Origin of the sequence: Robertmurraya mesotrionivorans (assembly GCF_050971805.1) — a bacterium.
Lineage (GTDB): Bacteria > Bacillota > Bacilli > Bacillales > Cytobacillaceae > Robertmurraya_A.
This window is the reverse complement of sequence record NZ_JBPCCH010000019.1, coordinates 66,343-78,048: the sequence shown is the minus strand read 5'-3', so window position 1 is coordinate 78,048 and position 11,706 is coordinate 66,343. Positions and strand designations below refer to the sequence as shown.

10 protein-coding genes and 3 pseudogenes are annotated in these 11,706 nt (G+C 35.3%); 2 read left to right on the top strand and 11 right to left on the bottom strand.

All coding sequences use genetic code 11. The features are described 5' to 3' along the window. Nucleotides 1-129 (top strand): annotated as a pseudogene (locus ACRX5O_RS20600) (transcriptional regulator); the annotation flags it as partial. A 366-nt stretch (nucleotides 130-495) separates the two neighbouring features. Here ACRX5O_RS20600 and ACRX5O_RS20595 read toward each other — a convergent pair. The 11 genes and pseudogenes from ACRX5O_RS20595 to ACRX5O_RS20545 form a co-directional block, all read right to left on the bottom strand. After that, nucleotides 496-1,134 carry a DUF1349 domain-containing protein gene (locus ACRX5O_RS20595; RefSeq protein WP_433907690.1) on the bottom strand — a complete coding sequence of 213 codons (639 nt, stop codon included), beginning with the start codon at nucleotides 1,132-1,134 and terminating at the stop codon, nucleotides 496-498. 112 nt (nucleotides 1,135-1,246) lie between these two features. Then, nucleotides 1,247-1,327: pseudogene (locus tag ACRX5O_RS20590) on the bottom strand (IS200/IS605 family transposase); the annotation flags it as partial. 224 nt (nucleotides 1,328-1,551) lie between these two features. Further along, nucleotides 1,552-1,749 (bottom strand): hypothetical protein, encoded by a 198-nt coding sequence (locus tag ACRX5O_RS20585; protein WP_433907689.1) that lies wholly within the window; start codon nucleotides 1,747-1,749, stop codon nucleotides 1,552-1,554. Between the two features lie 159 nt (nucleotides 1,750-1,908). Then, nucleotides 1,909-4,056, bottom strand: a complete 2,148-nt coding sequence (locus ACRX5O_RS20580; protein ID WP_433907688.1) for a transglycosylase domain-containing protein — start codon at nucleotides 4,054-4,056, stop codon at nucleotides 1,909-1,911. Between the two features lie 44 nt (nucleotides 4,057-4,100). Continuing rightward, on the bottom strand, nucleotides 4,101-4,319 hold the full coding sequence (locus tag ACRX5O_RS20575; protein WP_433907687.1) for a hypothetical protein: 219 nt from the start codon (nucleotides 4,317-4,319) through the stop codon (nucleotides 4,101-4,103). A 539-nt stretch (nucleotides 4,320-4,858) separates the two neighbouring features. Beyond that, nucleotides 4,859-5,956, bottom strand: a complete 1,098-nt coding sequence (hisC, locus tag ACRX5O_RS20570) for a histidinol-phosphate transaminase (RefSeq protein ID WP_433907686.1) — start codon at nucleotides 5,954-5,956, stop codon at nucleotides 4,859-4,861. 25 nt (nucleotides 5,957-5,981) lie between these two features. Then, nucleotides 5,982-7,301 carry an APC family permease gene (locus tag ACRX5O_RS20565; protein ID WP_433907685.1) on the bottom strand — a complete coding sequence of 440 codons (1,320 nt, stop codon included), beginning with the start codon at nucleotides 7,299-7,301 and terminating at the stop codon, nucleotides 5,982-5,984. A 200-nt stretch (nucleotides 7,302-7,501) separates the two neighbouring features. Then, nucleotides 7,502-7,801: a molybdopterin-dependent oxidoreductase gene (locus ACRX5O_RS20560; RefSeq protein ID WP_433907684.1), complete on the bottom strand. Its 300-nt coding sequence runs from the start codon at nucleotides 7,799-7,801 to the stop codon at nucleotides 7,502-7,504. A gap of 145 nt (nucleotides 7,802-7,946) precedes the next feature. After that, nucleotides 7,947-8,699 (bottom strand): annotated as a pseudogene (locus ACRX5O_RS20555) (formylglycine-generating enzyme family protein). Nucleotides 8,700-8,747: 48 nt separating this feature from the next. Beyond that, entirely contained in the window at nucleotides 8,748-9,161 is a 414-nt protein-coding gene (locus ACRX5O_RS20550) for a DUF2000 domain-containing protein (protein ID WP_433907683.1), read from the bottom strand. Between the two features lie 288 nt (nucleotides 9,162-9,449). Continuing rightward, entirely contained in the window at nucleotides 9,450-9,821 is a 372-nt protein-coding gene (locus tag ACRX5O_RS20545) for a hypothetical protein (RefSeq protein WP_433907682.1), read from the bottom strand. A 155-nt stretch (nucleotides 9,822-9,976) separates the two neighbouring features. On the opposite strand from ACRX5O_RS20545, the gene pdxR reads away from it, so the two are divergent. Further along, nucleotides 9,977-11,380: a MocR-like pyridoxine biosynthesis transcription factor PdxR gene (gene pdxR, locus ACRX5O_RS20540; protein ID WP_433907681.1), complete on the top strand. Its 1,404-nt coding sequence runs from the start codon at nucleotides 9,977-9,979 to the stop codon at nucleotides 11,378-11,380. The last annotated feature ends 326 nt before the right edge of the window (nucleotides 11,381-11,706 follow it).

Sequence of the window (11,706 nt, the reverse complement as noted above, 5' to 3'; positions counted from 1 at the left end):
GAGAGGTTTAAACAATTTGAAAACGAATTAACCGAATTAATGACTAAATACTATCATGCTCCGAGCGAGAACAATGGTAAAGATGCTCCAGTTCGAACAATCGCTTTTACGATTATCCCAGATGCATAAAAGGACATGACTCTTTTCTTTAGCCAAACATCGTTAAAAAGAAAAGTGATTAGCTCTTCTACTTTTGATTCACATATTGTTTAAATAGAATCTATAATAGGTGCAAAGTATCAAGTTATTAAGCTATTCACTTTGCAAAACTAATAGTGTGGTTGTAAAGAGATCTATCTTGAAAAGTCTTTTTATTCTTATAAAATACACATGGTCAATGAGAAAAAGGTGTTCTGAAAAAAATTAATCAAAACACCTTCCTTTCTTATGCCAGCCCCTTTTGCTCCATAAACAAACAGCTACCAATTGGCAACTGGATTTTATTTAAGGAAGGCAACCTTTTGTATAATAATAACTCCATCAATGATATGCTTGTTATAGGTAAGCTTCTTTTGGGTCAGAAGAAAGCTCTTCTATAGTAAGAAAATCAAAATGCACAGATTGGTCCTTTCCTTGAGGACTGCATGCGAATAATCCAGCTGAAATTGTTGAATCACCAGGAATATCCAAGTGAGCTATGCGTATTTGCATCCATTCTTCCCCATCCCAGGAAAAATCAACATAACAATTTTGAGCAATCCTAGATATTCGAAAGTATAGGTCAATCTCTTTAGACTCCATATATTGTGTGGACCAGTCAGAGTACCCTCGATTTGTAACTACTGCCCCCATTTTACTCAAAGTATTTGTTATATATTCTAAAGAAGTTTTAACCCATACATCCTTTGAAAAGCGAACCATCAACCCTGCGTGGTCATACTTTGACCTTGGAAAAGCTTTGACCTTTGTGGTCATCCTAAAATTCTTATCTGTATTCATATAAAGAAAATGACCATTGTCTGCTTCAAAGCCGTAATGTGTTTTTTGCCAGTAATCTGTTTCCTGATCGGTATTTAAAACCAATTGAGAACTCGTTGTGTCAACCCTCCATTTCTTAGGTTCACAACGCCATTCCAGTAAGCTATTTAATTGTTCACTTTCAAATTTCTCCTCAAGAATCCATCGTTTATCCAACCAAATCCCTCCAATTTTAGCAATTATTAACTCTAATATTCATTATACTGTAGCTATCCTTATTCATTAAAGATATATTTAAAAGGTCATAAAAGAGTATCTTCTTAAAGTGCCTTCTATACTTTGGGGCAAACACGATGTGATACTTACAATTCCAAGTGGTGTGTGCTAAACTATTAGTGTCTTTTGACATAAAACTCCTCCGTACGCTGATATGTAGGTTGGCGAACCAAACATATTTTAGCACCACGGAAGAGTTTTTTTAATACCACGCTGTAAGCTTTCCTGAACCCTATGCCTATGGGTTTTCTTTTCCACAAAGAAAAAAAGAGCGAAATCGCTCCTTATTGGTTCTTCAATATGTGTTTAAATTCTTTTATTTCACTTACGTGCTTCACAGAACGAACTGCTAAAGTATCAATGGTCCTTTGTTGGTCTTCTAATGTCTTTAAGTTCTGCTGTCTTTTCATCAATATGTTTCTCTATGTGTTCAAAGTATGGTCCCAGACCGTTGATAAGATTATCTTTAATACTCGAAACGTCTTTCTTTAGTTCTAGCTGTCCTTTTATAAGTTCTTTTAGTTCATTAAGGATTAATTTTAGAGTTTCTTCCATTAGAAATCACTCCGATTCATTTCCTATATTTATAACACCTTAAGTTAAGAAAAAAATATCTTAATCTATTAATTTTTCTTTTCAATAGGTCTCTCCCTCAAATTTAAGTAGATCCCTAGTAAAAGACTCCCAGCAACTTTTACTGAGAGTCCATTTCTTTTATTTATTTTTCCCTTTTCCATTTCCTTTCCCTTGTTGTTTTTTCCCTTTTTGTTTTGTTTCCTTACCTGTTTTAATTTGATTGTTAATCGGATTCTCTGGTCCTTTATTAATGATGGTTTGGGCTGGAGTTTCTGCTGATCGAATCCCTGTTATGAACCATTCATTGTTCACATTATATACACTTGCAGGTTGTAAAAACTGACTGTTGTCTGTGCTGAAAGTTCTCATCATTTCTCTAAACATTACATGGGCGATTTTTGTGGTGTCACCAGCCATGAATTTATTCGGTTCATTTTTAACATAACCTGTCCAGACAGCCATGGTGTATTGCGGTGTATATCCAACAAACCAGCTATCATTTGTAGCATTTTCAGGGTAATTGAGTGTTGCTCGCGTCTCCGCATCAAAATTTGTTGTACCCGTCTTTCCAGCAATATCTAATTCAGGAATATTTGCCATAGTACCCGTACCAGAATCGACTACTGTACGAAGCATATCTGTTACCATAAAAGCCGTATAATCTTGCATTACTTGCTTTGGTTCGTTTGAAAAATCCACTTCTTTTCCGTTCGGGTAAACGACTTTTTTCACAAAATGAGGCTGATTAAAGACTCCGTTGTTCCCAAAAGCACTATAAGCACCAGCCATCGATAATGGGTTCACTGCATTGGCTCCAATTGAATAAGATTCATATACCGTATCTTCATGGAAAGTAATACCCAGTTGTTCCGAAAAGTTTTTTGCCTTGTCTATCCCAACTTCTCTCATTGTTAGAAGCGCAGGGATATTATAGGAGTATTGAAGTGCTTTGCGAATCGTTACCATCCCATGGTACTGCTTATCCCAGTTAAACAGGGGTTGACCTGTTTCATAGTATGTTGCTTGGTCATTGATTAAATGGCCTGTGGACCATTTTAAATGCTCAATGGCAGGACCGTAATCAAATATAGGTTTAAACGTGGAGCCGGGTTGACGTTGCATATCTATTGCCAAATTAATACCTAGTAGCTTTGCTTTATAATGGTTTCTCCCACTTCCAAGTGCCCTTACTTCACCTGTTTTCGTATCTAAGAAGGCAAAAGCACCTTGAAACTCATCATTTGGATATTGAACCATTTCATTTGTGTTTAACATGGTTTCCGCATATTCCTGAGCTCTAGGATCCAAAGTAGTGTATATGGATAACCCGTCCCTACTGATATCAATATCCTTTAGTTTCTTCTTTACCTCTTTAAACGTAGCATCCAAAAATGCTTCATAAGGCATAGTTGGTTGTTGATCTCTCGGAATGACTCCCTCTGTCACAGGGACTTTTGCTGCCTCTTCCATCTGTTGTTCTGTAATATAGCCTTCTCTTACCATCGACCTTAGAACGATATTGCGACGCTCGGTCGCTGCATCCACATTCTCTGGAATCGTCGGATCATAATTATTCGGACTCTGAGGTAATCCTGCCAATAACGCTGCCTGAGAAAGAGTTAAGTTTTTTAAATCTTTTTCCCCAATGCCAAAGTAATTTTGGGCTGCAGCTGCTATACCATACGAGCGGTTACCAAGGTATATTTTATTTAAATACATCATCAATATGTCTTGCTTGGAGTACTTTTGTTCTAATTGATATGCCAAATTCCATTCTTGTACTTTTCTCTTTATGGTTTTTTCTGGATTCAAGAATGAATTCTTGATCACTTGCTGTGTAATGGTGCTTCCACCTTGAGACCCGAAGTCTCCCGTTACGTTCACCCAAATGGCTTTCGTCGTTCTCTTCATGTCGATTCCATGGTGTTTGTAAAATCGGGAATCTTCCGTCGCTATAAATGCTTGTTCCAACACTTTTGGAATTTGCTCATAAGTAATTTTCGTTCTCTTTTCTAACCCATATTCATATATAAAGTTTCCATTGATATCGTAGAATTTCGTTGAAAGTGGGTCTACTAGTTTGGCAGAGTCTAATTTAGGAGCATCTTTAACCATAGAAGAAAAGACTATTGCTCCTCCTCCAAACACTAAGAATCCTATGATACTTAAAATTAATAACCCTGTTTTCAGATTTTTCCCTTTTTTTATGCTACTTCTGTTCTGAAGCTTTCTCTCTTTTTCAGCTTGCTTACGTTCCTGACGATATTTATATCTTTCTTCTGACATTCATTTTCTCTCCCATTTACGGCTAAACATGATCATTTACTTATTTATAAAACTATAGATCGTTCAGACACTTTTATATACCTCACCATAGAACTATTTATTAAATGATCTTCATGCCCGTCTTTTAAAAGGAAGTACTTTTGTTGACTAATCTTCTCTAATATTTCTTGTATAATATCTGTCTTTTGGATAAACTGCTCTTTTATCATTTTTTCTCGTTTAATATCATTATCATTGATATAACAGACAATAAATTCCTTCAAAAAAAAACTCTCCTTTAAATCCAATTAATTATGCTTTAGATTAGTAAAGATCATTATAAAAATTTCGGAGAGGTTCCTAATTATATGAGGGTCTTTAGATTTTTTTTTGAGCTACGTACAATATTATTGTTTTTGAACAGGCTAAAATCATTTCGAATGAAATCTTAAAAACGAGACATCTTTTCTACTAGTCTTAGAAACGCAAAAAAACGGCCATCGATAATGACAGCCGATAGGAACGTAATCATACATTCAAAACTAAGCTTTTCCTACGATACACGCTTAATACAAATGAGAATTTAATTGATGCGGATTGAAATCAGGATCAAAAATTAAGCTGTTAAAGAAGTTTCTATTCTGATATTAGGAAGCCTAAGTCCCTTGCTTCTATCTTTTTTGTTACATTCAAATTCATGAATAAAATAAATACCATCTTGTGTTATTACACGATTAATTTCGTTCAGTGCTTGTCACTTTAATAACAAAACTTAACTCGTTATTTAAATTATATTTAATATGGACGGTTCTTTTTAATATTTTTATACTATTTCTGATAATTGGAGTAATTGTGATAGATATGCAATTAAATCATCATTTTGCTTGGAACTCCCTACCGTAATTCTTACAGTAGTTCGGTATCCAAACTGACTACCCGGACGGATAATAAAACCTTTTGATAACAATCGATTAGCTAAATCATCTGTATCTCTTTTCAAATCTATCCAAATAAAATTAGCTTGGCTTGGAAAATAAGATAGACCAAATCTCCAACAGAATGAATAAAACTGTTCCATTTCTTTTCGATTTCTACTGCTACATTCTTTAATAAAGGCTTGATCCTCTAGTGCTGCTGTAGCAGCTACTTGTGCTAATCGAGAAGTATTAAATGTCTCCCTTACAACTTCTAAGTTATTAACCACATTTCTGTGACAAATACCATAACCAACACGAAGTGATGCAAGACCATATGCTTTAGAAAAAGTTCGTGTAATCATTAAATTAGGATAACGGTTCATTAGAGACACTGCATCCGGAAAATCATCAGCATCAACATATTCATAATAAGCCTCATCACAGACGACAAGAATATCCTTATTTAGATTATCAAGAAGAGTTATAAGATCTCTTTCTCGAACATACTCCCCTGTAGGATTATTTGGATTACAAATCCAAACAACAGTTGTATCTTTATCAACAGCATTGATAATAGCTTTAATATCATGACGGCCATTTACATGTGTCACCTCTCGGACTTCCGCACCTTCTATCATTGCATTTCGTTTATATTGGGAAAAAGTTAAATCGGTCATAACTGTATTAGTCCCTGAACCTAAATATGCTCTACTTACCATTCGAATTAACTCATCTGTTCCATTTCCAAAGATCAGCTGATCATCATTTACTCCAATAAAATCGGTAAGTTTTTCTCGTAAGCCCTCTGCCCGACTGTCTGGGTAGAGTGATAATTTATTTAGTTCTGATATAATAGCTTTTTGAACGTTTTGTGAACAACCATATGGATTTTCATTGGAAGCTAGCTTTACTACATTATTGAGTCCATACATATTTTGAACTTTTTCTAACGGTATCCCTGGATTATATGGTTGGATTCCCCCAAGATGTTTTTTAAGCTTCATATTTTTTCACCTCATAGTGTAAATATTACTTTAGTAATGACACGTTTATCTCGTTTTCTTTTGCTCTAGTCCTATCAGTTACCTTAATTGATTTTATGCGAACTATATAGATCACCAAACCAATTGATAACCATATTAAACCTGAAAAAAAGCCGGTTCCACCAATTGGAATAAGCAAACAAAGACATATAATCAAAGCTAAAGCTGGTAGAAATGGATAAAAAGGAGTGAAAAACTGTGTTGCTCTATCTTCATGAGAGGTCGTTCCTCTTGAAATAAAAAATGCGATTATCGTAAAAATAAATGTTACAAGATATAAAAAGCCGGTTGCATTAACTGCAATGTTAATAGAACTGACAAGTGTAAAAAGTATTTGAATACTTACCCCAAGTAAGATTGCCCAAACCGGGGTTTGAAAACGAGGATGAATAAATCCGATTTTCTTTGGTAATAATCCTTTACGCCCCATTGCAAAAGCAGTTCTCGAAATGGAAATTATAAAGGCGTTAGCTGTCGCAGGTAATGCAATTACAATTACGATACTGACAAGAGTAGGCCCAAACTCTCCTAAAAATTGTTGACTTGCCAATGCAACTGGAATTTTTGATAATCCAAGTTCCTGCCAAGGAACGACTCCAACTGAAACAAATAAAAGTCCGGAGTATAAAACAAGTACAATAATAATAGACGAAAAAATAGCCTTAGGAATTGTTTTACTCGGATGTCTCATTTCTTCACCAGCATCTACGATTACATCCCATCCGACCATAGATAAGAAACCAACTAATGCAGCAGCAAGTATTCCTTCAAAACCATTAGGTACAAACGGGATATATAATGTATAATCAACATGGCCAAAACCTAATGCAAAAAATATAACTAGTACTACGATTTCAACAATTACAATTCCCACTTGAACAGCACCGCTGAATTTAATACCTAACATATTTAAAAGTCCCAAAACAATAAGGAGTATTACCGCACTTACCAAGGGGGGAGCACCTGTTAAAGAATGAAGGTAGTTACCAAATCCCTGTGACACAAAACTACTTGCCGCAAGCCATGCTCCCCAATATGACCATCCAACCAATGTCCCGATAAACGAACCCATTGTTTGACTTACATATTCATAAGCTCCACCGGCTTTAGGATATCTTGATGCTAGTTCTGCATAGCATAATCCGAGTAATATTTCTAAAAGAGCTGCAATCACAAAAGCAAGCATCACAGATGGTCCTGCTTTACCAGCTGCTACACCACTAAGGATAAAAATACCTGCACCGACCATTGCGCCAGTACCAAGTGCAGTAGCCTCCTTCCATCCTAAATCTCTTTTTAAGTCCATAAGGCTCCCCCGTTCCATTAGATAGTTTAAAACTCTGTGACTTCACCCGGCTTCTCTATAAATCCCCATTTTTTCATATCAACAATCCAGTATTTTTTTGGACGAACAGTACCATTTATGTCGTATCCTGCCCTGCGTTCCCACTCCCCAATTTCATAATCCTTAGTAACGTGTAAATTAGCTAAGGCTTTTACATTCTTTTATCCATACAGTCCAAAATCATATAATCTCAATGGATAACCTAGTTCTATTGGTAATGCTTCTCCATCAACCGAGTGAATGATTAAAGCCCTCCTGGAAAGAGCATCCGCCAAAGGAATAGTAGATTCATAAACTCCCTTTTCCTTCGTTCCTATACTAGTTTGCTTTAAATAATATTTATCAGGTTCTGATACTCCCTCCATCTCAATAATGTTTGATAACAAAACACCAGCCCATGTTCTCCGTATACTCCAATTACAAACACAAACCATTCTTCTACTTTCTTCTACTTGTGGCAATTCTAATAAATCTTGATATGTAAAACTTAATTCATTTTCTACCCACCCTGTAACAGATACTAAATCAAAGGATTTCGGTGGGCCCTCTTGATAATATCGTAGTAAAAAGGGTTACGATCTAGATTTGGAGTTTTAAGTATTGAATTCACATTGCTCTCTCCTTAAAGTTATTTATCACACAACGAAAACCAATTAAATTATCTCTGACGGGTACAGGATAATTGTCTCTTGCTGTACATCTCATGAAATCTTCATTATGCAACCCACATCCACTTCGAACAATGTGGTAATCTTCTTGTGACGTTAGGTATATTGGATTTATTTCAGTTTTATCCCATTCATAATTAAAAGAAGCATTGTCTATACACCATTCTGCTAAATTTCCGGCCATATCTAAACAACCGAAAAAAGATCTATTCTTTGGATATGCATAAACAGAAGTTGAGCTTCAATTCAATTCTTCTGGATCACAGTCAACTGCATAATTTGCATACTCTAGGGTTGGTTCCTCGTTTCCCCAAGAATATCTTCGTTCATCCGTACCTTTGCATGCATATTCCCATTGTGCTTCGGTTGGTAGCTCTTTTCCTACAAAAGTAGAAAAGGCATTGGCTTCCCACCAACTAACACCTGTAACAGGATGATCATCTTGATTAAAATGATCATCATACCAATAGTTTGGAAATTGAATATTGTTTGCTTGGATATACGCCCAACCTTTTTGGAGCCAAAATTCAGGTTTTTTATATCCTCCTTCTTCTACAAACACTCGAAATTGTTTATTTGTCACTGGTGTTTTATCAATAGCAAAAGCGTTTAATGTCACTAATTTAATTGGTTGTTCATCCGGAGATTCTTTGCTACCACGAGAAAATGTACCACCTGGTATCACGATCATATCTTCTAAAGAAACTATCACCTGATTATTCACTTTTTAATCCCCCTATTATCTTAGAAGTCCCATACTTCCCGTTAGTTTATTAACCTTTTTCTTGTCTCCATATAGAGCTAGTCCTAAATATTCAAGATCATTTGCTGAATATGCAGCTATTTTTTGCGTATATTCGTCATAATTTTTAGTTGTTTGTGCAGCATTACTAAAATCAACGACAAGTAAATCAAAAAATTCATCTTCATATACTTTATCTCTTAACTCTTTAATAATTAAAGAGTTTCCCTTCAAAATAGGAATTGGGGTAGTAGTTATACCAGTATGTAAATTGCCGCTTCCATCCTTCACCGTTGGCCCAATGATCCCTTCAACTTTCTTTCCTAAAGTAAGAGCCAACACTGCAGCAGTATTTGCAATTAATCCTGTTTGCATATCTGCTTCAATAACCATTACACATTTTAGTTCCATGATAATTCCTCCAACTTATTTTTTTTAAATGAAAGCAATGTTGATTTTTTCCCGAAAACAGACCATAACATTAGAATAGTACGAGTAGGAGAAATAAAACTCACATTATATTTTTGAGCTGCATTTTCTGTTGTTAAACAAAGATCGACCTCCCCTTTCTGCAATTTTACTGCAGCCTCGCTTGTAGAATTAACCAATAACACCTTATACTCAATGTTTAAATGAGTTAAAAACCAAGGTAAAAGGCTAGATGGAGCATGATGGGTAGCAACAATTAATGGTCTACTCCTATCCAATTCTTCGAAAGGTCTTTTTGACTCCATATAGAGGTGTTTCAAATACATACGGAAACAAAAATTGGATATCCTTTGACATGTAAAACTTGTCAATATCCTTGTATGCATTTGCTACAAGAAGGAGATTGGATACACCAGAAATCAAACTTTCGTAAGCTTCTTCATAAGAAGAGTAAAGCGAATACTTTCCATCTTCCACATTTAAAAGCGATAGTAAATACTTGGTAGATGCTTCACTACTAGTTCCAGAAGGTCCTAGTGTTGCTATATTAGGTTTTTCTAAAAATAGTAATGAAGAAACAAACTTTTCATTCCAATTTGATAAGAGAGGGGGTACTTCCCTTGCTTGTATCTTGACACCCATTTCACACCATCCTGTTTCGATTTGTAATAGTTCCATCGCAATTTCCAATATGTGTATTTTTCTTCCCTTGAAATAATTTAGCATGATAGAATGGTAGCTATAAGTACCAATTATGGGTAAATCTTATAGTACCAATTTGGAAAAAGGTGAAAAATATGATTTGGTTACCAATTGATCGAACAATGGATATTCCTTTAATTCGCCAGGTTTATGAACAAATCCGCACACGAATATTACATGGAGAACTTGTGGCGGGGGATTGTCTTCCACCTACCCGTGAACTTGCCTCCAACCTAGGGGTATCGAGAAATGTGGTAGTAGAAGCTTATGAACAATTATTAGCAGAGGGATTTATTGAAGGAAGACAAGGTTCTGGGACATACGTAGCCGAAGGAGCTTACTTGGACCAACAAGAAAAAACAGAATTCCTTTCCTTTTTTGAAATGCACCACTTAAAAGAGGATAAAACTGATATCATTGATTTTCGCTCAGGTATACCTGCGTTAGATATGTTTCCAAGAAATACATGGGGTCAAATCGCAAAACAAGTCTGTACAGATACATCAAATTCTGTATTCGGTTATGGTTATCCTGAAGGAAGAGTAGAATTACGTCATATCCTTTCCCGCTACCTAAAAAGAACAAGGGGGGTTCACTGCCATCCTGACCAGTTAATAATTACTTCTGGAGCAACTCAAGCTTTATCTCTTTTAGCTAAATTATTGCTTTCTCCTGGAGATGAAGTAATGATTGAAGATCCTATTACTCATGAAATTCAAACAATATTTACTTCTCCAGGTGCATCGCTTTATCCCATACCTGTGGATGAACAAGGAATGATTACAGAATTAATTCCTTTAAATAAGAAGCCTAGTTTTATTTTTGTCACACCGTCCCATCAGTTCCCACTTGGAGGGACATTGCCTATTCAGCGAAGAACTCAACTTATACAATTTGCAAGGAAAGTTGATTGCTTTATTGTGGAAGATGATTATGACAGTGAATTTCGTTATCTAGGTGCTCCGATTAACTCACTTCAAGGGCTTGACCCTGAGAGAGTGATTTATATTGGAACTTTTAGCAAGATATTGTCACCAGCACTTAGATTAGGATATTTAATACTTCCTCCTTCCTTAACTAAACGTTGTAAGGATTTAAAATGGTTTACAGACCTTCACACCCCTTCATTACAACAACTTACTATTGCTCGTTTCATAGATGAAGGGCACTTGGAAAGACACATTAGAAAAATGAAAAAGATATATAAAATACGAAGAGACTATGTTAAAAAATGTCTAGCAGAAGAGTTCGGAACTCAGGTTAAAATCTCAGGTGATTCAACTGGATTACATTTGATCGCAGAATTTCAAAACACTGTTTTTGGGGAAGAAAGAGTAAATAAAATCATGAAGGAACATAGAGTTAAGGTTTACCCTGTAGAACTACATACAATTCAAAAGGAGATGCACCAAAATAAAATAATATTAGGTTATGGGAATCTTTCAATAGAGGAAATACAAATTGGTATTCGTAGGCTAAAACAAGCTCTTACAAACTGATTGACCTATTTGTCCATTAATAAATGTTGTCTATGGAGTATGTTTTGTGTGTAACGAAAATTCACCAAGTAGTGTTAAAAGGATACATGAGATCTATCCCTCTAATATTCAGGCAATATTCTTGATAATCTGTATTAATAATTATCAACTTTTAAGTGCATATATTCACAATCTAACTATAAATAAATAATATCTCAAGGGCTCTTTTACAGAAATGTCTTCTTTCATAAACCTCCCCCGTTTGTTCAATAACGGTGGAATCCCTATTTAAAGGATTGCATCGTTATTTAATTGCAATCCTTCACAAAACTTTAAGTTGTCGATAA

Bases quoted from the DNA above. Each gene is read 5' to 3' on its own strand.
- ACRX5O_RS20585 (WP_433907689.1), bottom strand. From the start codon at position 1,749: ATGGAAGAAACTCTAAAATTAATCCTTAATGAACTAAAAGAACTTATA.
- ACRX5O_RS20580 (WP_433907688.1), bottom strand. From the start codon at position 4,056: ATGTCAGAAGAAAGATATAAATATCGTCAGGAACGTAAGCAAGCTGAA.
- hisC (WP_433907686.1), bottom strand. From the start codon at position 5,956: ATGAAGCTTAAAAAACATCTTGGGGGAATCCAACCATATAATCCAGGG.
- ACRX5O_RS20565 (WP_433907685.1), bottom strand. From the start codon at position 7,301: ATGGACTTAAAAAGAGATTTAGGATGGAAGGAGGCTACTGCACTTGGT.
- ACRX5O_RS20550 (WP_433907683.1), bottom strand. From the start codon at position 9,161: ATGGAACTAAAATGTGTAATGGTTATTGAAGCAGATATGCAAACAGGA.
- ACRX5O_RS20545 (WP_433907682.1), bottom strand. From the start codon at position 9,821: ATGGGTGTCAAGATACAAGCAAGGGAAGTACCCCCTCTCTTATCAAAT.
- pdxR (WP_433907681.1), top strand. From the start codon at position 9,977: ATGATTTGGTTACCAATTGATCGAACAATGGATATTCCTTTAATTCGC.